The organism is Vibrio sp. 10N.247.311.12 (assembly GCF_041467515.1).
GTDB classification, from domain to species: domain Bacteria; phylum Pseudomonadota; class Gammaproteobacteria; order Enterobacterales; family Vibrionaceae; genus Vibrio; species Vibrio crassostreae_C.
The window spans coordinates 21545-45074 of the sequence record NZ_JBFSUV010000046.1; the positions used below are offsets into that span (position 1 = coordinate 21545).

General features: G+C 42.8%; 27 protein-coding genes and 1 pseudogene. 10 read left to right on the forward strand and 18 right to left on the reverse strand.

Annotated features, from left to right (window positions below; all coding sequences use genetic code 11):
• Positions 1 to 5: 5 nt before the first annotated feature.
• From AB6E30_RS18235 to AB6E30_RS18255, 5 genes are all read right to left on the reverse strand, one after another.
• Positions 6 to 1259: a CBASS cGAMP synthase gene (locus AB6E30_RS18235; RefSeq protein ID WP_102488879.1), complete on the reverse strand. Its 1254-nt coding sequence runs from the start codon at positions 1257 to 1259 to the stop codon at positions 6 to 8.
• Positions 1228 to 2268, reverse strand: a complete 1041-nt coding sequence (locus tag AB6E30_RS18240; protein WP_162299036.1) for a CBASS cGAMP-activated phospholipase — start codon at positions 2266 to 2268, stop codon at positions 1228 to 1230. Before AB6E30_RS18240 ends, AB6E30_RS18235 begins: the two co-directional genes overlap by 32 nt.
• Before the next feature lie 586 nt (positions 2269 to 2854).
• Positions 2855 to 3364 (reverse strand): hypothetical protein, encoded by a 510-nt coding sequence (locus tag AB6E30_RS18245; RefSeq protein ID WP_017059569.1) that lies wholly within the window; start codon positions 3362 to 3364, stop codon positions 2855 to 2857.
• 510 nt (positions 3365 to 3874) lie between these two features.
• Positions 3875 to 4174: a hypothetical protein gene (locus AB6E30_RS18250; RefSeq protein ID WP_016799982.1), complete on the reverse strand. Its 300-nt coding sequence runs from the start codon at positions 4172 to 4174 to the stop codon at positions 3875 to 3877.
• Between the two features lie 71 nt (positions 4175 to 4245).
• The gene (locus AB6E30_RS18255) at positions 4246 to 5019 is read right to left on the reverse strand and encodes a ParA family protein (RefSeq protein WP_371958524.1); all 774 of its coding nucleotides are present in this window, start codon (positions 5017 to 5019) and stop codon (positions 4246 to 4248) included.
• On the opposite strand from AB6E30_RS18255, the gene AB6E30_RS18260 reads away from it, so the two are divergent.
• Positions 4987 to 5058, forward strand: coding sequence for a hypothetical protein (locus tag AB6E30_RS18260; protein WP_371958535.1), 72 nt, complete (start codon positions 4987 to 4989; stop codon positions 5056 to 5058). The genes AB6E30_RS18255 and AB6E30_RS18260 overlap by 33 nt on opposite strands.
• A gap of 530 nt (positions 5059 to 5588) precedes the next feature.
• On the opposite strand, the gene AB6E30_RS18265 is transcribed toward AB6E30_RS18260, so the two are convergent.
• From AB6E30_RS18265 to AB6E30_RS18275, 3 genes and pseudogenes are all read right to left on the reverse strand, one after another.
• Entirely contained in the window at positions 5589 to 5846 is a 258-nt protein-coding gene (locus tag AB6E30_RS18265) for a hypothetical protein (RefSeq protein ID WP_372029518.1), read from the reverse strand.
• A gap of 76 nt (positions 5847 to 5922) precedes the next feature.
• Positions 5923 to 6155: pseudogene (locus AB6E30_RS18270) on the reverse strand (type II toxin-antitoxin system RelE/ParE family toxin).
• Complete coding sequence (locus AB6E30_RS18275; RefSeq protein WP_372104762.1) at positions 6143 to 6400, reverse strand: type II toxin-antitoxin system Phd/YefM family antitoxin; 258 nt, start codon at positions 6398 to 6400, stop codon at positions 6143 to 6145. Before AB6E30_RS18275 ends, AB6E30_RS18270 begins: the two are co-directional and overlap by 13 nt.
• A gap of 233 nt (positions 6401 to 6633) precedes the next feature.
• On the opposite strand from AB6E30_RS18275, the gene AB6E30_RS18280 reads away from it, so the two are divergent.
• A complete protein-coding gene (locus tag AB6E30_RS18280; RefSeq protein WP_372104764.1) occupies positions 6634 to 7206 on the forward strand; it encodes a DUF2913 family protein in 573 nt (190 codons plus the stop codon).
• Between the two features lie 142 nt (positions 7207 to 7348).
• Here the strand turns inward: AB6E30_RS18280 and AB6E30_RS18285 are convergent, their stop codons facing one another.
• The 4 genes from AB6E30_RS18285 to AB6E30_RS18300 form a co-directional block, all read right to left on the reverse strand.
• Positions 7349 to 7579, reverse strand: coding sequence for a hypothetical protein (locus AB6E30_RS18285; RefSeq protein ID WP_372029525.1), 231 nt, complete (start codon positions 7577 to 7579; stop codon positions 7349 to 7351).
• A gap of 266 nt (positions 7580 to 7845) precedes the next feature.
• Complete coding sequence (locus tag AB6E30_RS18290) at positions 7846 to 9012, reverse strand: replication initiation protein (protein WP_136977992.1); 1167 nt, start codon at positions 9010 to 9012, stop codon at positions 7846 to 7848.
• Positions 9013 to 9697: 685 nt separating this feature from the next.
• Positions 9698 to 10210, reverse strand: coding sequence for a phage regulatory CII family protein (locus AB6E30_RS18295; protein ID WP_136977994.1), 513 nt, complete (start codon positions 10208 to 10210; stop codon positions 9698 to 9700).
• 113 nt (positions 10211 to 10323) lie between these two features.
• Entirely contained in the window at positions 10324 to 10536 is a 213-nt protein-coding gene (locus AB6E30_RS18300; protein WP_029203682.1) for a hypothetical protein, read from the reverse strand.
• Positions 10537 to 10628: 92 nt separating this feature from the next.
• Here AB6E30_RS18300 and AB6E30_RS18305 point away from each other — a divergent pair, with 92 nt between their 5' ends.
• Positions 10629 to 11252 carry a helix-turn-helix domain-containing protein gene (locus tag AB6E30_RS18305; protein WP_136977995.1) on the forward strand — a complete coding sequence of 208 codons (624 nt, stop codon included), beginning with the start codon at positions 10629 to 10631 and terminating at the stop codon, positions 11250 to 11252.
• Between the two features lie 429 nt (positions 11253 to 11681).
• Here the strand turns inward: AB6E30_RS18305 and AB6E30_RS18310 are convergent, their stop codons facing one another.
• Positions 11682 to 12587 carry a LysR family transcriptional regulator gene (locus AB6E30_RS18310; RefSeq protein WP_029203681.1) on the reverse strand — a complete coding sequence of 302 codons (906 nt, stop codon included), beginning with the start codon at positions 12585 to 12587 and terminating at the stop codon, positions 11682 to 11684.
• Positions 12588 to 12737: 150 nt separating this feature from the next.
• Between AB6E30_RS18310 and AB6E30_RS18315 the strand changes: the two genes are divergently transcribed.
• The 3 genes from AB6E30_RS18315 to AB6E30_RS18325 all read left to right on the forward strand — a co-directional run bounded on the left by AB6E30_RS18315 (position 12738) and on the right by AB6E30_RS18325 (position 14709).
• Entirely contained in the window at positions 12738 to 13043 is a 306-nt protein-coding gene (locus AB6E30_RS18315; protein ID WP_017059571.1) for a monooxygenase, read from the forward strand.
• A gap of 83 nt (positions 13044 to 13126) precedes the next feature.
• The gene (locus AB6E30_RS18320; RefSeq protein WP_016800234.1) at positions 13127 to 13501 is read left to right on the forward strand and encodes a hypothetical protein; all 375 of its coding nucleotides are present in this window, start codon (positions 13127 to 13129) and stop codon (positions 13499 to 13501) included.
• Between the two features lie 470 nt (positions 13502 to 13971).
• Positions 13972 to 14709, forward strand: coding sequence for a DNA/RNA non-specific endonuclease (locus AB6E30_RS18325; protein WP_016800233.1), 738 nt, complete (start codon positions 13972 to 13974; stop codon positions 14707 to 14709).
• A 412-nt stretch (positions 14710 to 15121) separates the two neighbouring features.
• Here the strand turns inward: AB6E30_RS18325 and AB6E30_RS18330 are convergent, their stop codons facing one another.
• Positions 15122 to 15394, reverse strand: a complete 273-nt coding sequence (locus tag AB6E30_RS18330; protein ID WP_016800232.1) for a hypothetical protein — start codon at positions 15392 to 15394, stop codon at positions 15122 to 15124.
• Between the two features lie 237 nt (positions 15395 to 15631).
• On the opposite strand from AB6E30_RS18330, the gene AB6E30_RS18335 reads away from it, so the two are divergent.
• From AB6E30_RS18335 to AB6E30_RS18345, 3 genes are all read left to right on the forward strand, one after another.
• Positions 15632 to 16042, forward strand: coding sequence for a LexA family transcriptional regulator (locus tag AB6E30_RS18335; RefSeq protein WP_029203707.1), 411 nt, complete (start codon positions 15632 to 15634; stop codon positions 16040 to 16042).
• Positions 16042 to 17295, forward strand: coding sequence for a Y-family DNA polymerase (locus tag AB6E30_RS18340; protein WP_017059572.1), 1254 nt, complete (start codon positions 16042 to 16044; stop codon positions 17293 to 17295). The genes AB6E30_RS18335 and AB6E30_RS18340 overlap by 1 nt, the downstream gene beginning before the upstream one ends.
• Positions 17296 to 17652: 357 nt before the next feature.
• Positions 17653 to 18675, forward strand: coding sequence for a calcium/sodium antiporter (locus AB6E30_RS18345; protein WP_241901269.1), 1023 nt, complete (start codon positions 17653 to 17655; stop codon positions 18673 to 18675).
• A 325-nt stretch (positions 18676 to 19000) separates the two neighbouring features.
• Here the strand turns inward: AB6E30_RS18345 and AB6E30_RS18350 are convergent, their stop codons facing one another.
• Positions 19001 to 19381, reverse strand: coding sequence for a hypothetical protein (locus AB6E30_RS18350; protein WP_016800220.1), 381 nt, complete (start codon positions 19379 to 19381; stop codon positions 19001 to 19003).
• A gap of 133 nt (positions 19382 to 19514) precedes the next feature.
• Here AB6E30_RS18350 and AB6E30_RS18355 point away from each other — a divergent pair, with 133 nt between their 5' ends.
• Entirely contained in the window at positions 19515 to 20552 is a 1038-nt protein-coding gene (locus AB6E30_RS18355) for a tyrosine-type recombinase/integrase (protein WP_029203706.1), read from the forward strand.
• 110 nt (positions 20553 to 20662) lie between these two features.
• Here AB6E30_RS18355 and AB6E30_RS18360 read toward each other — a convergent pair whose 3' ends face one another.
• From AB6E30_RS18360 to AB6E30_RS18370, 3 genes are all read right to left on the reverse strand, one after another.
• Positions 20663 to 20812 carry an L-threonine 3-dehydrogenase gene (locus tag AB6E30_RS18360; RefSeq protein ID WP_371958531.1) on the reverse strand — a complete coding sequence of 50 codons (150 nt, stop codon included), beginning with the start codon at positions 20810 to 20812 and terminating at the stop codon, positions 20663 to 20665.
• A gap of 108 nt (positions 20813 to 20920) precedes the next feature.
• Entirely contained in the window at positions 20921 to 21952 is a 1032-nt protein-coding gene (tdh, locus tag AB6E30_RS18365) for an L-threonine 3-dehydrogenase (protein ID WP_017059546.1), read from the reverse strand.
• 110 nt (positions 21953 to 22062) lie between these two features.
• Entirely contained in the window at positions 22063 to 23256 is a 1194-nt protein-coding gene (locus AB6E30_RS18370; protein WP_136982965.1) for a glycine C-acetyltransferase, read from the reverse strand.
• Between the last annotated feature and the right edge of the window lie 274 nt (positions 23257 to 23530).

Sequence of the window (23530 nt, forward strand, 5' to 3'; positions counted from 1 at the left end):
AAGAATTACCCCGCATCTTGATTGGCAACATTCGGTTGAGGCTGAGCTATTGCTGGTTGACTTCGGATAGCTTCAGCGACCGTGATGGCAACCACTAGGCCTGGAATATTTGGGATGCGATCACCAAAGACTGCTTGTAAGTTTGTTATTGCTTCAGAAGCGGTAGAAGCATTTAGTCCCGCTGTAACATGGATATTAAGTAACTCAGCTTTTTGATAAATATCTTCTAATTCTTGTTCCAACATGTTTGATTTAGGGAACAGTTTTTCATTTTTACTAGGTTCAGCATCATTGGGCACACCGTTACGTAACTGTAATGCTAGCCTCTTAACACACTCATCAAGAGCAACAGAATCAGTTAGTTTACGTAAACGGTCTTGCGCTGCAAGCTCCTGAAAAGTTAAGACAACACAGGTCATCAGAGCAACTGATGATGGCCCCCCTGTTTTGAAAGCTTTGTCTCGCCAAGCTTTCAAATAACGGCACACACGGCGACAAACATGCGTACCACTCATGTCTTTGTAGTAAGAGAAGTTCTGACTAAAGTACTCATTCAAAAGCTTAGGGTCGCTTACCGTCCACGCTTCAGTATTTCTTAGAGCCAGGTTAACCTCATTTGGTTCTAAGCGCACATATTTAGGAGCAACGTCCATAGACGCATTAATTGATTCGAGTCCGAGTGACTCCACTTTCATAGATAAGAAGCGCTTTCTTGGAATAGCATATAGTGGAACATCCACATGGAGGTCTGTGCCAAGAATTACACGTGAACATGTATTTTTTTTATCAGAGAACTCCCAGCCCTTTCTTCTCGCAAGATCACTCAAAGTACCATCAACAAACTTAAAGAATAAATCCTTGCTCAGCACTGGTTTGTCTTCAAACATATCGATCGGCAGGTAAATGCCATCATCAAGATCCATTTGTTGAGGAGGCTGGCAGGGTTTATTCATCGTTTTGTAAACAATTGAGCCTTGTGGTGCAAATTTGGGAGTAAGGTTAGCTAACACTTCATAAGCATCCTGATCTAATGCTCGCAGCTCGGTTTCTAGAAAATTGACATTCGGTTTTATATCTAGCCCCCATTTATCCCCTTTTTTACGAAAGCTATTGGATAGATCCTGAAAGCGTATCCGTAACTCTTTTCTAACTTCTCTCCTTGTTTCGTAAAGCAGCTCCATTTTTGATTGATGAGGCTCGATGTTACCTATGAAGCCCTGTTTAGAATCATTTAGTAGACGACTTACATCCTGCTTCATACTCATCTCCTCTTGCTGTGTAGAATGTCACTTTTTGTCGTTGGTGTTCGAAGAAAGCTCGAACATTTTGGTTACCCAGTGCGTACTGGGCATTATTGGCAGCCTGAAACTGCATATACTCAGCTGACTTGTCGTTTGAATCATCAAGCTCAATGTTGTGGACACCACGGTCATCAAGTTGAACAAATCTGTCACCAAGATTATGTTGAGTCATAAAGGTTTGCCAACGCTCAGTGGTATCCATCATCATTGCTGTTAGTTTTTTTCCTAGTCCCCAACTACCAATGTAACCGGAGGAACCTGAAGATTTAGCTTGTATAGCTACATCTGTTCCCATAGTGCCAACAGCTAACATGTGAACCTTTTGAGGATCCACATTAAGAAATCGGTCATTGCATAGTTCGTGGTAGATACTGAAAGCTGGTAGGTTGGCCCAAAGCCCACCATCAAGCATTAGCCCATCTTCCATTTTATGAGGAGGAAAGTAAGTGGGGGCAGCACTGGTGGCAAGTGCAACATCAATAACCTTGCGCTCACCATCTCGCGTAAATTTTGGGTGGTGAGGTGTCTTGAATGTTTTTGGTGCACCAGTTGAGCCGTTAAGCGCTGGTATCAAGACCCGAGTATGAAGGTCCGTTATTTTCAAGTCGCCTACAGCAGAATAGACTGCTTTTTTCAATGGTTTAGGTGAGAACTTGCTTCCAAAAAGTTGTCTAAAAAAGCGATAAGCAGAACCCAACAGCCATAGGTTTTGAGGAAAAATATCTTTACGGTTGCTGTCGAGCACTTTCTTAAGTGTTCTGGCGTTAACCCCGCTTGCTAACCCTAGAGCAAGAATACCTCCAATAGAAGTTCCACCGATGATGTCAAAGTGATCCGCGATGTTGTAATCTGGATCCCCATTAGAGTAATGATTTTCAAGTGTGGCCAACAAAGAGATCGTGTAGAGTCCTCGAGTACCACCGCCACTTAAAACTAGAGCCTGGACGCGACCACTTAGTTGATTCACCGTTATTACCTATAAACAGATATGCATATAGCCATATTCAAGGAAACGGGCAGTTTACGCAAGGAAAACGATGAAGAAATAGCGTATTGGACAGGTTAAGGCGGCAGACAACCAATAATAGTGGTATTTTGTGAGTTTAACCTTTACGCAGCTAATTCGTCGACATGCCGAGTAACTTAAGCAGCTCAATTTCTATATCTTTAGCCCAAAAGGTCAATATACTATTTCCTGATGTATTAACTTGGGTTAGAGAAGCGAAAATGCACGTAGCGTTCAAAGTAACTTGTGGCTGCGTCTTTTGCCTTTTCAGTTTTCCATGGATGCTTCGATTTTGACCACTTGTTTTGAACTGACGTCATAGTCTTCTCGCATCTGCTTAATGGTGGTAGTGTTATCACACACTGATACTCCCCCTTCCCTCGGTTGCCTTCCTCTAGTATTAAAGAGTCAGTATACCCAAACTCACTCACCAAAATCTCATGAACCTTGACGGCCTTTACGGTGGAGTAAAAGTCGGTTGAATTCACCCAAATCACGTGCATGGATATGTCAGCGGATACTGTAGAACGCACTTTCATGTGACCCCCTAAGCGCCAAAACGCACATCAAAACAAAACCCTGAGCACTTAAACGTCCCCTCTCCCGTTGTCACAAAGCGCAACGCGGGAAACACAGAACCGTAAGTGGTGTAAAGAATGATGTGATCCACTCGCTCGTGAAGAAACCATTCACCAAAGCCAGCACCATTTAATTCGATGAAAAAGTCACGGATTTCATGGAAAGCAAAACGACGCGATCCCAATAGCGGAAACTGCTGCTTGATAGCTTCAACGAACCCTTGGTCTTTTAACGCTGCGATATCAGCCTGCTGCTCTGGCGACTGGCGACGACTGAACATTTTTAAACGCTGGATTTTGGAAACCCAATCAGACTTTCTTTTCGCCTCATCACGACACTTTTTGACTTGAGAGCGTAACTTCAATACCGCCAAAGGACTAGAGACATCATTTTTTGGTGAGCTTTCGTGCCCCAGCGGCGAAACGCTGGTCGATGAATTTGAATTAGAGAGAGTTGGGGTTGAGTTTTGTTGCGCCATGAGAGTTTCCTTTCTGTTTGAGTATCACTTTTCGGAGCCGCTTGGCTGTCCGCTCTCTCAACATCGTTCTGCTTTGCAAGGGCGCGCAGCGGCGAAGCCTCCCTTGTAAAGCAGGTTGTGGGGAGAAACGGTTAACAGCCTGCATGCCCGAAAATGATGCGAGTGAAAGAAAATCGGCGTATAAGAAAACAAGCCCTTACACGAACTTATTCGAAGACAGAGAGAACAACGAGGAGGGAACGACAAGGCGCTATGACTCTTAGGACAATAACGGGGTTCAAACAAAGCCTAGCCCCGCAGGGGAACCAAGGCAACGATAATAGTCATGATTAAAGACACGTTTAAAGTGTTAGTCTTTACAAGGAGAGAAGGCCCAGAACAAGTAATAAGACGCTTCAAGTGTCATGTTCATCCGTGCTAGAAGTTAAGTCCAAACTAAGGCTCTATGAAATGTCTTAAAATAGATACAGAGCCTTAAAAGCAAATATGTATTACATAGGTAATACATATTCAATTCATTTTATTAATCAACTCAACGAGCTCTTCATCATCTATCTTGTCTCGATATAAAGCCAAAGCTCGGTACAGTTTCGCTGCAGACACATTTCTCTCTGTCTGCTCTTGCAGATTTGCTACCCAATCGGTTATCCGTTCTTTATCAGTAAGTGACATTCTAAGAGTCAGAGGAGGCACCATATAAGATGTCGTCACTTTCTTTTTGACAGTCGTAATTCCAGTCGACTTACTTGAACCTTCGTTCTTGTCAGTAGAGATAGCTGTTATAGCTCCTCGTTTTTTCAACTTGCTCATATGTATTACCTATGTATTACCTATGTATTACCTATGTATTACCTATGTATTACCTATGTATTACCTATGTATTACATCAAATTCAAAAGAAACGCAGCCAGTTTTCGGTAATCGTTATTAACAAGAGAGCCCGATTTATAAAAGCGCACAGGAGAGGAAACGGCATTAGCTTGTCCAACATGCTCAGAACGACGGACAGATACTGGTAGCAATTTATCTTGTACTACCTCCAATTCCTCATCAATGAACTCATTAATAATAGTGTTTCTTGAGTCGACCTCGTTCCTCAAGATCAGATAATTGCCTTCATCCTCCTTAATTTCATAGACAGCTTCGAGTAAAGAGCTAATGCCGTCTAATGAAAATGCACCTGAATCTACAGGGATCAAGATAAGGTCCGAAGCCTGGATTGCGTTAAGAGTCGTTAGGGATAAGTTTGGTGGAGTATCAAGAAGAATGAAATCATAGGTATCACCTAACTTCGCTAATTGCTTTTCTAAAATTCGTTCACGATTAATCTTTGTCAGTGATGTTTCGATGACACGTGACAACTGAACATCAGCGGGAACGACATAGAGGTTTTCAAGAGAGTTCCCATTAATCTGTGCCGGTTGAATTAAATCGACAATGGACACAACTTTAGGCTTATCAAACAAAGCAGCCACCGTCTCTTCAAACTTAAAATCACGTCGTCCGGTTAACGTTTTAGAGCAGTTCCCTTGAGGATCGAGGTCAATAACTAACACTTTTCGTTTTCGTGCAAGCTCAGCCCCTAAATTGACAAGAGTCGTGGTTTTTCCAACGCCACCTTTTTGGTTCGCCGCGCTGATGATCTTAGTTTTCATAATAAACACCTCATGTGTTACATGTGTAATACACAATAAAAAACAAAAAGCACACTGTCAATGTATTACATATGTAATACACTTTTTCTATCAACACTTAAAGTTATTCCCCCGTTACCAGTCGATGATGTCAAGACACTAAAAATCCTAAAGAAAGTGACACCAGCCGCGAGATCACTATCCGTATGAATCAAGTTATTAGGCTCCTCACCAACCAAAACTTCTTGGTTAAGTTAATCCCAACACTAGAATCAAAGTCAGTTCTGAAATTGAAAATATTGTGACTACGACGGGGGACACTGTTTAAGCATGAATCGGATTCATCAAGTCCCGACGCGCCATCGATATTTGGAGCTATCTGACTCACACCAGAAAGACGCGAATTTAAACCCAAAGAATGGCTAAGTTTTGCCTACTGGCGTGATGAGCAGCGCCAACTGGTTGAACGCCACGACAAGATTGAGTCACCCACTGGGCAGAGTCATGGAAGTGAAATCTCACTGTTCATTGCGGCTGTTTGTAGAAAGGTGTTCCCAAAAGAAAATACCCATAATGAATGAGAAGCCCATTTAGTCTTCTACTCTTAACACGACATCGCCCTGCTCTAATAACTCGCCCATCGCTTGTTGGTAAGCTTCTTCGACGATGGTTTGTTCCCAAATACGCTCGTATTCGGGTAAGACTTGTTGTCTAGAGATGGTCGACACCCTGAAGCTTAATGCGCCCTCGATACGATGTCGTCGGCTGGTGATCAGTTTAACCTTCGTCCATGAAAGTACTGGTTTGGCGAGGCGCCTAGATTGGCGTTCCTTTTTCTTTTTCGCCATACTCAAATCTTAACGGATGTAGACCATCAGCTTATCAAAGGTGGCACAGACGCTTGACTGTTTGCTCATACAAAAATCAACATAAACCTTGCTCCGCGCGCATCACAAACAAGATGTACACCTTGTCCCCTTCTTGCTTGCAAAAAACACGACAAGGGTTGACCACAACTTCGCGGTAATTGAGGTGTTCAACTTTGTCGAAAATATTTAGAATCATCTGCTTGGCCGCAACCAGATATTCAAGGGCAATGTATTTCGCGATATCCTTGAGGTCCGATCACGCGGCTCACTCCAAATCACTTCAGCCATTTTGACATCTTGTCCTTAGCTTCATCCTGACTCAAGGACTTGCCTTGTGAAATGGCGCGCTCACCACATGCGATCCCTTCAAAGATAACCAAACGGTTTTGCATAAAATGATAGTCGTCCACATCAACCAAATACGCAGAAGGTTTACCGTGTTCGGTGATTAGCCCAGGTTCTTTGGTGTCGTTTAAGTCCGCTAGGATTTGGGACGCTTGACGCTTGAGGGAAGTAACGAGCTCGACTTTCATAAGAGTAACTCCAAAATAAGAGTAATAAAGTGATACTGTCGTATCACTTTCAAGGTGCCAGGTTTAGCGCAGAGATATTGAGCGTTAAGAATCACTCTTAAGTCATGCTTCTTATGAGTAGGAAACTCACTCAACAACGCACAAACAGCAAATGGCGTCACTTTGGTTTCGGCCTTAGAGCCTTGCTATTCTTGTGATAAGATACCCTCACCAGAAAATAATCGATATGAACAATGTCAGAACATTCATACCATCAACTTCTTAAGTCGACCTTCGAAAACACTCTTCTTCACCTTTACTTCAAAGTAAAAATTTCCAGTCACTTTGTTAAAGAAGAGCAACGAAACAAGATCATCATTGACTTCTTAAAGCCAAAAATCAAACAAGATCGATATAGCCTTATCAAGAAAAAGCTTAAAACTGTTTGTTTGATGAAGAGTAAGTTTGGCTCAATCGAAAAGCACTTAGAAAGCATTTTATCTCAATATTCAGCGATAGAGAGCAAAAACGACGTTGATAAGCTTTATGCCTTGTTAGAACGCTTTGAGAAGAGCGGATTAGAAACAAAACTTATTGAAGAGACCCCTAAGCAGGAAATAGACGTTGTTTATCTCGACAGAGCACATATTGATAATTGCTTCGATAATGAAAACCGTCAGATTGCACCCATTTCGCTGTTTATACATACGAATGAAATAGACAGATTCATTAAGAGCTTAGCAACCCAACCTTATTTCACATTTGAGTTGTGCCAAGCAAGTGAAGAGTTGAATAACTATCATTACCAAGTCCACCCAATTAGCTAACCATATGCTTATCACACACTGTTTAGCATTAACTAGCCCAATACTCTTGTGAGTGCTTACCTGTACTTTCCATCATTTGTCTATCCTGTTACTTTCGCAATTGTCCCACTGCTATGTGAAGCGCCAACTAACACAACCAAATCTAAAACGCTGGGCACTTCCAGCCTAAATCTAGATGTGTTGTACGCGATTTACCAAGCGGTCCTACCGTCCTTTTTTCATCACAATCAAGACCAATCTTTTGATCTTCGAGCAGCAAGCTGATCAGATATAAACCTAACGCTGAATGATCTTGGCCATTCGTCTTCACCGCTACGGCTTCAACAATGAATTCAATCCCTGTTGACAGTGTCTCTTTATCTTTAAAAGACATAACTCCTCCCTTAAGCTACTGTGTAAATATACAGCAATTTAAGGCGGATGAATCCATATTTGCACAAATTGAGACATCAATCACATTGAACTGGGTCATGTCGACTCCCCCTTAGAACACATTTCATTCCTTAAAAAGGAGCTCGAGGACAAAAAGTAAGAGAGAAGATGATCGGGTGTCCAATAAATGCAACCTAGTCTCAACTCCATAATTGAATTTACTAAGGAACCTCGTTTTGAGTCGATAGTTACTCCTTATAATTTAACTCAAGGAAAAGCCGACTCAAGCACCGCCTTCTTTTTCCCTACTTCATACTCCGCCCAGTCTAACGTTATAGGGGCAGATATCTGATGAACAGCATAATTACCACGAGGCTCTGGCCCATTTCGCCTACTTTCGGATAAAGCAGACTTGACCCATTCAAGCAGGTAGACGTAACGACTGACGGTCTGGCGACACAGGTTCGCATTCCGTGCCACCAAACCAATTGTGAGCTCCTGATTTTTGCGTAACAGAAACTGACATGCGCGGATAATTCGGCGAGTGGTCTTCGTCCGACGAAGGTTATGGGTTCTTCTGGCCGCTCTGCGCTGCCTTTCCTGTAAACTTAGTCCACTATCCAACCTCATCACACCTCGCTGGCAGTCTGACCGAGCACAATATTTATCCCAGGTCCAACGAGAGACGCTTTTTACCACCGCTAACACCTCACTGCATGGCAAAGACGGCTTACCCACCAAATTGGCATTATTGACATGTGCAAAGCTCTCTACACGGCATTTAAAATTCGTATAGCTGCCCTTTTCCCTTTCTTCGTCGACGATGTCATAAGCGAACCGGCGGGTACGTTCAAACAAAGTACAATTCCGGGAATAAGAAACGTCACTCTCTTGACGAAGCCACGGCCGCGTACTCTCCAGTTCAAGCGAATCCGCTAACTCGTTAAGTTCATAGACACTGCGGTGAAGTTCGGTTGTCTGCCACCAAGGATGAAAGGGCGTTTTGGCAACAGGCCCTGAATAACTCAAGTCCGCCTCCAATCGCAAGGCTAACGCGCGATAAATGGCTTTGAGGTACTGAATGGGTTTGGAGCGAGCCTGATCGCTGGTGCAAACCGGTACAATGGCATAAAAAAGGTGGGCTTTATTACTGGTACGGTTTCGGACAATCAGATTGGGAGGCGGCAACCCTTCATCTTGCCAAACGTAGGGATTGGGGAAAGAGCGGTGTTCATGATCAATATCGAAAACCATCCACGCCTGCATCTCTTTTCGATTGACCTGCATATACGGCCATCTGACTGCGTAGTTTCGAGGCCTAATGAGCATCGCAGTTTTGTTGTCACTGCACCTCGACAAATAAGGCGCTTCCTCAAGCAGCCGGCTCAAACACGACATAGACGAAGACGCAGCGTATTCAGAATGAGCCGTCATCGGCTCGCCCTCACCGTCCCTTGCCCACGTTGACTTCCAGACTCGCTCTGGATAAACACCCTTCCCAAGGCCTCGTACGTTACGACCGAGTTGACGCTCTTAGTGGCGCCCAATAAGCCTGTCGAACCTGATGAATCCTTTCCATTCAGGCGTTCAATTGCTAAGTGTTCGTCATTTCCCCTCACCCCGCTTTTCACATGACAGCGGAATGCATCACGCCATTGGTCTTCGCTCACTACCGCTAGATAGAAGACCGCTTCTTGGCTTGTTTGAAGCACCTTACCGCCTATGACCGCCCACTCATGATTATTCATCACGTTTTCCTTGGCTAACAGGCTCTCCTTTGGGAGCAGCCAATGACGTTATTCAGGCTAAGGACAACGCGTTAAAGCCAACGCTGTCTGACTCTTTGCATTCGCTTTTCAAGACCGAATAAACGAATTCGCAGCCGTCCTTGTTCAAACACCCGATTCGAATGCCTTAATTGATACGTTAACCTCATCCACTCAACCAATAATGGCGAAAGTTGACGGTCACATAACTCGCGTCGGATGCGCCTGATATAGCGAAGGCCTCTTCGCTTATCTTCCTCTGTTAATCCATGACCAGACCTTTCAGAAGATGGCTTATGATCCGGAGCAATGAGCATCACCCCTCCGAATGAATACTTGAAATTGATATACCACTAGCGCCCAACTTTCCGCCCTATCGCTTTGAGCAGACCAACACCTTGATTCAGTTTTTCCAAACTATTGAGGAGCAAAACCTGACCGCTGATATTCGCGTGTACGGTCTGAACAATCTCATGTTTCTGTGCCCGAGTAAGCCTAGGCTTTCCTGCATACTCCAAAGCCATTCGAGACAACTCACCCGAATGGGTCGAGCTCTCTAGTGCGCACAAAACAAAGGCATCATCCGTAGTGTTGGGCGGTATATAAGCGGTGACCACCCCAAGTCCAAGAAGTAAGCTGTTTACAATAATGTGATTACCGCTCACTTTGGCGAGAGTGATGGCTTCAACACAACTCAGGACATGAGGCTGCTCAGGATTAAGTTTATTCCGCAGCATGGTCGGACTCATCCCTATAACCTCTGCCAGCCTAGCCATATTCTCTGACCTAGCGAACACGCAACACGCCTCATTAAAGGCCCCTTGTTTTGTGCGAGAAAATTCGCCTATTGAGTCAATTCCGTTCATAACCAATACTCAATTGAAGAAAGACGAGATGACAACGAAACTCCAACCAAGAATGTTAGCCCCAACGGACAAAGCTCTTTGATCGAAATTATGAAAGATAAACGCATGGCTATTTACCCCATTCTCTCCAACGTTTCACGCGTTGCCATTTCTAGCAACATGACCATATTGATTAGAGGGGTTTCTTTACCTTTTGCTTTAGTTTTAATAGGTAAGCGACCATCAGCTACCCAATCCATGATGGTGCGTTTCGGCATTCCGGAGAACTGAGAGTATTGGTCGTACGTCATGAAAGGCGTATTTAGGACTACTTGATATGAGAGCATAATGATATCCTGTTAAGTTATTAAATGCTTTATAACGGTCTAGTGAGCTGCACCTCGCTAGTCATTGATTTGAATTTTAAGTGATCAATTGAATGACTGTCAATAAAAAAATAGAACCTTTTGAATATATTGGTGGGCGCGACTTCACATCTAAAGTCGTAAAAATAATGAACCTAGAACGTTACAATCAGTTAACTGAAGTTCTTGGCGTAAATAAGGGTACGATTTCGACTTGGCACACTCGCAACATGACACCATTTGAATTAGCGGTACGCATTCATTTGAGTGAGGGAGTGTCTTTGAAGTGGCTTCTGTTAGATGAAGGAGAGCCTTTTCCTGAGCAGAACGCACAAGATCACGTATCCAAGAAGGATGAGGCTAAAACTCTTTTCGATATCGACTGTTTCTCTATTAACGACGGTAAATTGGTTGGGAAAGGGATACTTGCATTCGATAAAGTTCTTCTAGACGAGTTAGGTGTGAGTAATGTAATAGCAATCAAAGATGGAACTACTACGTTCCTTATAAATAAAGAATCTCACCAAGCAGTAAGCGGTACATACCTAGTTGATATGGACGGCCTACTCTCGCTAAACGACATCCAGCGCTTACCAGGCAAAAAGCTAGCCATCAGCTTTAACGGTTCGATTCTAACCCTCGAAGAAGATGAAGTAAGGGTTGTAGGTAGAGTCGCGTTAGTGATAGAAAAGCGTTAACTGTTACACTCATCTGTTTGAGAGCCCTGCAGCTAATTTGATTAATAGCGTCACCGATACTTAACGAGCCTCTTATCACCCTCCCTCGTGGGGAGTGGCACTTGCAAAGACAAAGACTGCCTTATGGCAGTCTTTGGGTCAGTGTTGGTCGTTGTGCAATCTCTAAGTAGTCCTGAAACATTTTTGGACAAAAATGAGCTAGTTACATTACTAAATTAGAGAACAATGGATTATCTAAGGTATTGCAATACTACTAATCTGGAGACCAAATCTCGTTAAACATTACACAAGAATAACTTTGAAACTCTTCGAACACGATAGCAACGAGTTGGAGGAAGAAAGGCTTCCCTACACTGGTGAATGTGGCGTGCTATTCTTGAACGGTCTCCCGCCTCGCTAGTTTCAAATCGAACTTGATTTGGAAGTTGCTCAGGAGATAGAAGGTAAGGGTGAGGCTGACTCAAGAAGCAACTCATAAAAACGTTTTGTCGCAGGCCCCGTTTTTATCCCTTTAGGTAAAGTCAGATGCAATGGAACATGATAGCCACTGCCATTTTCCACATTCAGTACCGTTAGTTTCTCACTACCTCGGCTATCAACAATATGCTTAGGCAGCCTGCAATAGCCCACCCCCTGCTCTACTGCACCAAAGGCATGGTCGAAATTATCAACCGTAATGCGCTGACTCGACTTTAACCAGCCCACATCTTTTTTCTCGCCCAGTTTTTCAATCGAGCCTAAATCTCTCACCACAATTTGTGGCAGCGACGAGAGCTGGTTGAGCGATATAGACGTCCCCCTAGTTATCGGATGCGAACTCGCCACAACAGGCTCCATCTTGGTAAAACCAAAGGCTTCTGCAGGGTAATTGATTATGGGTAGATTAATGATGGCAACATCAGCCAGTTCTTGAATGACCATTTCAGTGGTCTTCGACAGTGATGTTTCTACCACTTGTATCGATGTACTGTTGTTCTCTGCCATAAAATTAGCCATCGGCTTATAAAGATGCTCAAGACAGCACAAATGATCAACTGCGACTACTATTTCTGACTCAACCCCCTTTGCTAACTGCTCACTGATCAGCTCTAGTTCTCGCGCTTGTTCCAGCATGCTGCTAGCCCTGCGCAATAACGCTTTACCGTCTTCAGATAACACCGTTCTTCGACCTTCAACCTGAACCAACGACACGCCTAGTTGACTTTCCAGTTTTCTCAACGCATAGATCAGCGTGGTATGGCTCTTATTGAGTTGCAATGCCGCTGCCTGAATGCTACCAGCACGATCTATCTCATGGAGTGTTTGCCATTGGTCGAGGGTGGTCTTTAATCTCATTGGTCTAAAATCCTGACATTTAATGGCAATATTATGAACTTTCCAGTCCATTTTTTAAAGGTAATATCTAAACAGGCAATAAAGCCTCCTATGTTTGCGATATGACAGGAGTCTCAGCGCAATACCAAGTATCTGTTTGGAGAAATAACCATGAAATTATTACAAGTCGATTTTGAATTTAACGGCCCATTTGGTGAAGAGATGTCGAACGCACTCGTTGGCCTAGCAAAGTCTATCAACAATGAATCGGGGCTGATCTGGAAAATCTGGACTGAAAACCAAGCCAAAAAACTGGGTGGTGGAGTCTACCTTTTTGAAGACCAACTCAGTGCAGAGACTTACCTAGCAATGCATAGCGCACGCTTAAAAGAGATGGGCGTGGATAAAGTTCGCGGCGTGATTTTTGACGTGAACCAACCATTAACTACCATTAATAAAGGCCCAATCAACGGCTAGTTCAACCGTTCATTCCTGAGTGAAAATAAAAATAGTGAAATGAAAGAAGAAATAGCAAAAGACACGAAATAGAGATAGACCAAATGAACAATAAAATGTTTTTAAGCCTACACGGCATCATATACGCAGGGTTTGCCTTAGCGCTATTTTTCTTACCCACTGTCATGTGGCCAATGTACGGTGTAGAGATCAATGATAAATACGCGTATTTTCTCTCTCAGCACACCAGTATCTTTCTTGGCGGCATCGCAGCGATAACTTGGTTATTACGAGATATTGAAGCGGGGCTCAGCGCCAAAAAGCTCATCCTAGGTTTGGTTGTAACCAATATGCTTGGGGCGATCATCACACTGTATGCGGCTTTCACTGGTATCTTTGTTGGCTTTGGTTGGACTGATCCTGCGTTTTTCCTTTCACTATCGGTACTGAGCGTGTTGCAGGTTCGTAAGCAAGTTTAAACGGTTATTCAGTTCGGATAAGCACAAACAAAAAGCACTTGGTATATGCCGAGTGTTTTCGTATTCAACCAATTTATCAAGACCAAAGTTAAGTTCACTAAATAAGCGGAAATCTTGATGTCTAGCTTAGGTGGTAAAGCCTGAACTTTAGAGGCAATACATGTATAAGAAAACTTAGGTCAAATCTCATACCGTAACTCGTTATGTAAATCGAACGAAACCCATTTCGGGCAAAAGTTACTCAGACGAATTGGGCAACAAGTGAAGAGCCTTTTTCTTGTGGCACTAAACCACTTCTGTACACAGTTAATCCTCAACTCGAAGACCGAAATTGTGAAAAACGTCAGAATAAGGAAGCTCACGAGGAAACCAAATGGGGTCTTCCCGTTTCAGAAACGTTAACCCACTCTACTTCTACCGTTTTGATAGTTATGCTAAATTTGAGGCGAAGCTCATCTAAAGGAATGACAATGAAAGCATGGATAGCAATTACGGTGCTAGCCTCAGGTATTTTGAGTGCTGCTGAATTTCGGACGCCAAACTGCCCAATTGGCTGCCCTAGCCTAGAAATTGACGGTAATGTTGTCATCTTTGAGCGTTTATACACGCTCTCTCAAAACAAGAAAACACAATTTGCAGATTGGGTCGCATATGAAGTCGATATTCTTAACTTCGGAACAACAACTAATCGAACTTGGAAAAATAACCCTCTACTTGTTGAAGCTGAGCGATTAGAGAAAGGTGATTATACTGGGGCTTCAAGTAAGCTCAATGTTGACCGTGGGCATCAGGCTCCCTTAGCCAGTTTTGTCGGCAGCCGCTATTGGCCTACTCTTAACTATTTGTCGAATATCACTCCCCAAGCAAAAGACTTAAACCAAGGCGCATGGAAAAACTTGGAAGAAGCAGTTAGGGATGCCGTTGGGTTTCGAGAGAACCTGTACGTTATTACGGGGACTCTCTACCGTAACGAAATGGATACTTTACCAAAAGCTGATGAGCCTCATGCAATACCCTCGGATTACTACAAAATTGTGTACGACGAGAAAGGAAATTCTGTAGCCTTTTTCATGAACCAACACACAACCAGAGATACAAATTACTGCACTAGAAAGCTGGCAGTATCAGAGTTGAGATCAATCGTTCCATATACCCTGCCAAGTGGTTTAGCTGATAGTAATGAAATATTGGAACGTTTAGGTTGTTGAACACTAAGGTTGTTTGGGCTCGAATTGCTCAGCTCAGAACATGCTCGAAGTTGTAGCTATGCCGCGCTTCCATTTAACTATCCGACTTCCAACATGCTGTGTAACTACGAATCAGTAATTAAGCGATTTAATCCACTACAACAAGTAGCTCTTCATAGGATTGAGTTACTTAAATTACCTTAGGAACAACCATGAGCTACGCTCATGAACTAATAGAGGTCTTTCAAAGCGTAGCTTTGGGATGTTTTCATGGGGGTCACTTTTACTCTATATATAATATTAGGGTGAAAGTGACCCTATACATTTAGACCATTTCAAATTAGCAATCCAGTGATAGAACTAACAAGTTATATGGATGACTGTACTAATGAACTGTCCAGGCGACTGCATTTTTGAACACCAAGCTACAGATCTAGTGAAGTGGATGACTTTCAAAGTTCATTACGTGAGTGACAGCAATCGCAAGTATGAGTTCGTCATACTGAGTAGTTAAATCAATATCGGTTAAAACGATCAGCAACAACAAATCGGGCTCCGATACATCGTTCATCAAATGCAAAGCTATATCGTCAGAATCGACCTTCATCACAGCTTGAGTCATCAATACAAACAACTGGTTTAAACAGCTATCGCAATGAGCATTTGCGCGATGGATATACTCTAGAAAAATTGATTTAGTATTCATACGTACAGAATAATAAAAACACTCACAGTTAAAGTATTGGAATAGACTGCCATCATGTGAAGAAAATCACGATGCAGTCGCTCGCATACCTAATGGGTTCGAACAAGCTCAACTTTTAAACGTACGCTTTGTTAATTCGAACAAAAGGTTAATTAAACCGCACTTAGTTTTACAAACATTGACGGCCCTAGAACCTATACTGTATACTTATACAGTATAGGTTCTTAGGTCGTAAACATGCACATTCTACCGCTTTCTCCATCCAGTATTTCTTGCTCTCTTACCTCCTGGGAATCACCAGCAGCTGAGTATGTTGAGCTTGGTGTTTCACTGGATTCTGTCTTGGTAAATAACCCCAATGCTACATATCTTGCTTATGCTAACGGAGATTCCATGGAAAGAATTGGCATCTTCAATGGCGACTTGTTAGTCATCGACAGAAAGCCACAAGCTCAGCATTTTGATACCGTTATCGTCAGCTTAAATGGTGCATTTATGTGCAAAATCCTTGATCTGCATAACAGGCTTTTGCTGTCAGCAAATCCTCATCACTTACCTATTGAGATCCATCCAGAAGATGCCTTTGCTATTGAAGGGGTTGTGATACGTTCTATTCGTCTACATAAACCGTTGCCTGAGTTCATGTAATGTTTGCTCTTATAGATTGCAACGCTATGTATGTCGCTTGTGAACAAGTATTTCGGCCTGATTTACGACACCTACCCTGTATTGTCTTATCAAACAATGATGGTGCAGTTGTAGCAGCAAATCGGTTGGCAAAAGAAGCTGGAGTCAAAAAGTTTGAGCCCTATTTCAAGCAAAAAACACTCATTGAAAAGCGTGGTGTGAACGTTTTTTCATCAAACTATGCTTTATATGCTGATCTGTCTGCAAAAATGATGGCAACAATTACGACGTTCTCACCAAGGAGCCATATTTACTCAATAGATGAATGCTTTTTAGATATAAGCCGTTTTTCACATGTTGAGTCAGACTTAACCTCTTTCGGTCAACGAATTCGTCAAACGGTCTGGAAAGAATGTCGACTGCCCGTTTGCTTTGGTGCGGGTGATACTTTGACACTATCAAAAATGGCAAACAGAGTAGCCAAAGTTGATAAAAAGTTGAATGGTGTCTGCATCATTGATTCTGAAGACAAACGCCAACAATATTTGACATCACAACCTGTATCTGAAGTTTGGGGCGTTGGAAGGCGATTGACACAACGTATGAAGTTGATGGGGATTGAAACAGCTCTAGATCTTGCGAATTTAAGTCCTGAACAAGCAAGGTGCTCTTTCAATGTAGAAATTGAACGCACCGTTCGTGAGTTAAATGGCCACCCTTGCAAAGTTTGGGACGAATGCAGAGCGGACAAACAACAGATATTTAGCACTCGCAGTGTCGGCAACCGAATAACATCACTTGAAGAGCTAAAACAAGCCCTCGCCTTTCACGCTGCCACAGTGGCAAGAAAAGCACGTAATCAAAAGAGCTCATGCGCTACTCTCATGGCTTTTGCCAACACATCACCTTTCGATGACATACCACAAAACTTCAAAAAAACCTGCACATTTGAATTTCCAACTAATGATACAAGTAAGTTGACTAAAGCAGTGACGTTGATGGCAACTAGGTTGTTTAAGCCAGGTGTCAGCTATTACAAGATTGGCGTAGGTGCGATGAACCTAGTATCCGATCGGCAGCGTCAACAGGACTTATTTTCCGAACCTGACAACCCAGCATTGATGCAAGCCATAGATAAACTCAATAACAAGTTGGGGCGAGATTCGATATTCCTAGCCGCTCAGGGAACTACACATGACTGGGCTATGAAGCGCAATTTTTTATCACCACAATACACGACAAAGTTAAAAGACCTACCGAGAGTACTTTGCTAATAAATGATCTGAAGAGTCGAAACCTATTTTTATCAAACATTTGGACACTCTTTCGAGCTAGGAGGTGCTACGGGTAAGAATTAAGCCTGTGACGGTTCTGGACAAAAGTGTGTCAACGGTTTTGCTAAATTAGCAAATTACGGATTAGTCTACGTACTGCAAATTGCTTTTCTAGCTCTATGCGTTTATAGTCTTCACCAGTTTGAGGGAGTAGCTATTTTGCTTTGCTAGCATTGCAAAAGGTTGTGTCAACATATTTGACCAGACGTCATGGTGCAACCAGTAGTTTTTAGTACCTACCCAGCGAGACTCGAACAACTTACACACTTTATGCGAGGGCTAAGTGTGGTGTTGTTCGTGTTTGTTATAAGCCCTCTGAATACTTATTCTATGACTGTTTTTTTACTCCCATCGTTAGCGTTATCAATCGGCTTAGTTTTAGTGGCATTCAGTGCAGATCGGCTTATTTCTGCATCTGCAACCTATGCCAAGCATTGCAACATATCATTGATTTTTATAGGTATGACTGTTGTTGCGTTTGGAACATCGGCCCCCGAATTACTCGTATCCGCCGTTGCTGCTTTAAATAATGCAGGAGAGTTGGCTGTAGGCAATGGTATTGGTTCTAATATTATTAATATTGGTCTTGTGCTTTCCATTGCTGTGTTAATGGCTCCCATCCAAGCTAACAAGCGCTTTATCAAAAAAGAGTTTCCGATATTGGCAGGATCAATGCTGATCTGTAGCGCACTGATGTCCACAGGAAAGCTAAATATTACAGACGGTCTATTATTGGTGATTTTTCTAGCCGTATACTGTTTCTATTTAGCTAAGTCCGTAAGACAAGGTGAGGTTTCTGAAGATGATCTCGAGTTCTTGCCATTAACTAAAAAACGAGCCGGGTGGGAAAGTTTAGTGATGTTGTTACTGCTGTTAACCTCATCGCGGTTAATGGTCTGGGGAGCGGTTAACTTGGCTCAACTAGCTGGTTTGAGCGAGCTTACCATTGGATTGACTATAATTGCATTTGGGACAAGCTTACCCGAACTGGCGGCTGCGATTGCTGGAGTGCGCAGAGGAATGTACGACATTGTATTTGCCACTGTAATAGGCTCGAATATTTTCAATTTATTGGGAGTAATCGCTATACCTTCGATAGTAGGTCAAGAGTTGATCATTCCAGAGCAAGTCGTAAGCCGAGATATTCCTTACATGATTATTTTAACAGGGGTATTAGGTGTAATGCTTGCTGTTCCCTTGCTTAAATCACAATCATCGAGTAACAAACAAGCCACTTACACTCTTCATCGTTGGGGAGGTACTTTGCCATTAATGATATTTATAGCTTACCTAACAAAAGTAGCTAATTCGGCATTTTAGGACCTCGAAGAACATAGTTTCGAATTCTGTTAACTAACATCCGAAAGACAACATTCACCTTTATATCCTCCCCAACAGTTAATGCTGTTGGGAGATAATCTTACTATTTCTGCCAACATGTTTAGGTTCAATACCCAGAGTGTTTATCCGTTTCTAACATTAGAAAATTTTGGATAATCTCAGCAGACTCGCTTAACGAAGAGCAATTACTCTAAGTGAGAATGGGGCAAAAATGAGCTAGCCAACCTGCTAATTTAGAAGATCGAGCCGACAATACGGACTGTAAGTTTCTGGCCTAACTGATTTATAAATTATCACCTCTACATTAAAACAACCCAAACACATTATTTTTCCCATCTTGTTCAAGGCATTTGATCTGATGGTGCTTTGGTTCTCCACCAAACAATAAAATATACAACTTCCGGTCTTGATACGTCCCCACTACATAGTGGTCTTTTTGTATCACGTACTCGATAGTTTCGGCTTCTTCATCAGTACACAGATATTTAATATCGACCAGCTTCACCCACTTCAAACCGATCACGTTTTCAGCTTCTATAAACCCACCAAATGGTGCCGTAAAGCGATTACCTAGTTTCAAAACCGCATCAATCACCCCTTGGTTCTTCTTACTTACTCCAATTGGACCATCACTGTTGATTTTGAAATGACTGTAGCCAGCAGTCACATGAATTGATTGATACACAGCAATAACCTATTAGCTTTCTTAGCACTTTGAGATAGGAGCCTAACCTGTGCTTTTTGTCCGATATAAAACATTGTTCTACGTTTCAGCTCTAATTATGCTGTTTTTACATACAGTGATTTTAGGCTTTATTATGTCTATCCGCAATTTAAAAGATGGTTCTACCAAACCTTGGCTCTGCGAATGTTACCCGAATGGGCGAACGGGGAAACGTGTTCGTAAAAAGTTTACGACTAAGGGAGAAGCAAAGGCTTTTGAGCTTCACACGATGAAGGAGATTGACGATAAGCCATGGATGGGAAGTAAAACCGATCACCGTAGAATGAGCGAACTGTTAGACACTTGGTGGACCATACACGGTCATACGTTGAAATCGGGTAAACAAGCTCGGGAGCTAATAGCCAAGACAATTGAAGAATTAGGGAATCCAATTGCCTCCCACCTTAAAGAACGAGACTACTTAGACTATCGTGCAGCGCGAATACCCTACCGTGGCAAAAATAAATCTATTAAGATTTCACCAACAACACATAACACGGAATTGATTTATCTAAAGGGAATGTTCAAGAAACTGATTAAGTACAATCAATGGAAATACCCCAATCCACTTGAAGCTATCGAAACAATCAAAACAAGTGAGAAGAACCTAGCATATCTAACCAAGCCACAAATTGAAGAGTTCTTAGTTAACCTGAAAAATTTCAACCGAGTCATTACAGTCTCGATTCCGCAGCTCATTGTAATTTCTAAGATTTGCTTAGCCACCGGTGCCCGTATAAGTGAAGCTCTAACTCTTACCCGTTCACAGGTAGCTGAATTTAAACTGACTTACACCGAGACAAAAGGTAAGAGGAATCGAAGTGTGCCCATCTCACCAGCTTTATATCAAGAGATCTTAGATATCGCCGTGAGCGACCATGAAATTTTTAACACGAGTTACAAGGACGCCTGGCGCTACATTAAAAAAGCTTTACCAGAGCACGTTCCGAGTGGGCAAGCGACGCATGTTCTACGGCATACCTTTGCTTCGCATTTTATGATGAACAAAGGGGATATCTTGGTGTTACAGCGTATTCTTGGGCATACTAAGATTGAGCAGACAATGGCGTATTCTCATTTTGCTCCAGAACATTTGATACAAGCTGTACACCTCAATCCATTAGAGAATTAATGGCGACAAAGTGGCGGCAGACACTGTAATCGACCGTTATTTAGCGGTTTTATTCGTAAAAAAGGCGACATTTTCACTGTCGCCTTTTGCTATTTAGAGCCTAATTTTTTCTATTCCCAATCAAGGATAACCTTGCCAGAAAGCCCACTACGCATAGCATCGAAGCCAGTTTGGAAATCATCAATTTTAAAGTGATGAGTAATGATTGGTGATAGGTCTAACCCTGATTGAATCAAACTTGCCACTATATGAAAAAACAAAAATAACCACTAAATATCAATAGTTTAAATTAATTATCAATTAAGAATGGCGACAAAAAAGGCAACAGTTTTACCTGTTGCCTTCTGATATTCAAAACCGGTAGTATCCTACTCCCAGTCTAAAATTACCTTACCAGACATACCAGATCGCATCATGTCGAAGCCTTTCTGGAAGTCGTCCACTTTGTAGTGGTGAGTAATAATTGGTGTTAGATCTAGGCCAGATTGAATCAAAGAAGCCATCTTGTACCAAGTTTCGAACATCTCACGACCGTAGATACCTTTGATAACCAAGCCTTTAAAGATGACTTGGTTCCAGTCTACTGCCATGTCTGATGGTGGAATACCTAGTAGAGAGATCTTACCGCCGTGGTTCATGTTAGTCAGCATGCTGTTGAACGCAGATGGGTTACCAGACATTTCTAGGCCTACATCGAAGCCTTCAGTCATGCCAAGATCAGACATTACGTCTTCAAGCTTCTCTTCCATCACGTTTACTGCGCGAGTTACACCCATTTTCTTAGCAAGATCTAGGCGGTACTCGTTTACATCAGTGATTACAACGTGACGAGCACCAACGTGCTTAGCAACAGCTGCAGCCATGATACCGATTGGGCCAGCACCAGTAATTAGCACGTCTTCGCCAACTAGGTCGAAAGAAAGTGCTGTGTGCACTGCGTTACCAAACGGGTCAAAGATTGAAGCTAGATCGTCAGAGATTTCTGCAGGGATCTTAAATGCGTTGAACGCAGGAATCACAAGGAACTCAGAGAACGCACCAGTGCGGTTAACACCAACACCTGTTGTGTTACGACAAAGGTGAGTACGGCCGCCACGACAGTTACGACAGTGACCACATGTGATGTGACCTTCGCCAGATACACGGTCGCCGATTTCAAAACCACGAACTTCTTGGCCAATGCCAACAACTTCACCCACGTATTCGTGACCTACTACCATAGGTACTGGGATTGTGTTTTGTGACCACTCATCCCAGTTGTAGATATGTACGTCAGTACCACAAATTGCGGTTTTCTTAATACGAATAAGAAGATCATTATGACCCATTTCAGGTTTTTCAACCTCGGTCATCCAAATGCCTTCTTCAGGCTTTAGCTTAGAAAGTGCTTTAATTTTCATAATGTTACCTAGTTCATCTCGCCTAACTGTAAGGCGAGAATCAAAAATCTATATGTTCTACTGGGTGTTGTTCTATCTAATTAAAGGATGCTCGTGGCACCCCTTTAAAATTAGATGATACCCATGTCTTTACCAACTTGGATGAACGCATCGATTGCGCGGTCTAGTTGCTCACGAGAGTGTGCAGCAGACATTTGCGTACGGATACGAGCTTGACCTTTTGGTACTACAGGGAAAGAGAAACCTACAACGTAGATGCCTTTCTCTAGTGCGCGCTCAGCGAACTCAGCCGCTACTTTTGCATCACCAAGCATGATTGGGATGATTGCGTGCTCTGCACCGCCCATAGTGAAGCCAGCTTCTTCCATGCGAGTACGGAAGTGAGCAGAGTTTTCCCATAGTTGAGTACGTAGGTCGCCAGATTCCGCAAGAAGATCTAGAACGCGGATAGACGCAGATACGATTGCCGGAGCAACAGAGTTAGAGAATAGGTATGGACGAGAACGCTGACGTAGCCAGTCGATCACTTCTTTCTTACCAGAAGTGTAACCGCCTGAAGCGCCACCCATTGCTTTACCAAGAGTACCAGTGATGATATCGATACGGTCTACAACGTTGTGGAACTCGTGAGTACCCGCTCCGTTTTCGCCCATGAAGCCCACTGCGTGAGAGTCATCAACCATTACTAGTGCATCGTACTTGTCTGCAAGGTCACAGATAGCAGGAAGGTTAGCCACTACGCCGTCCATTGAGAACACACCGTCAGTTACGATTAGTGTGTGACGAGCGCCAGCTTCTTTAGCAGCGATAAGTTGCTGCTCTAGCTCTTCCATGTTGTTGTTCGAGTAACGGAAACGCATTGCTTTACACAGACGAACGCCATCGATGATAGATGCGTGGTTTAGTGCGTCAGAGATGATTGCGTCTTCTTTACCTAGAATTGTTTCGAACAAACCAGCGTTTGCATCAAAACAAGATGTGTAAAGGATAGTGTCTTCTTTACCTAGGAACGTAGAAAGCTTTTGCTCTAGTTCTTTGTGAGAATCTTGAGTACCACAGATGAAACGTACTGAAGCCATACCAAAACCGTGCTGATCCATACCATCTTTAGCTGCTTCGATAAGAGCTGGGTGGTTAGCAAGACCTAAGTAGTTGTTTGCACAGAAGTTTAGTACTTCTTCACCAGTCGAGATAGAAACCGCTGCTTTTTGTGCAGAAGTAATAATGCGCTCAGACTTGTAAAGACCTTCTTCTTTAACTTCTTCGATTTGAGTTTGAATCTGTTGGTAAAATGCAGAAGACATTGTCTATTCCTTCCTAATTATTATTCAGCAGCATCGCGCCGCATTATGTAGGGGATGTAAACGATTTCAATTCGATCATTTACACTGTAAAACTTATACCTCTATTCTAGTTGAACATCCCCTTCTCGATTATCCCTTTAGTTGGAAAAACATTAATGAATCATAGGCACGAATAGTAACTCGAAGCGACACGATTATTTACTAAGCAACTTGAGAACCTGATCCGCACCAGCAGTTTTGGACACTGAGTTAAGTGAGTACAATCACTAATGAG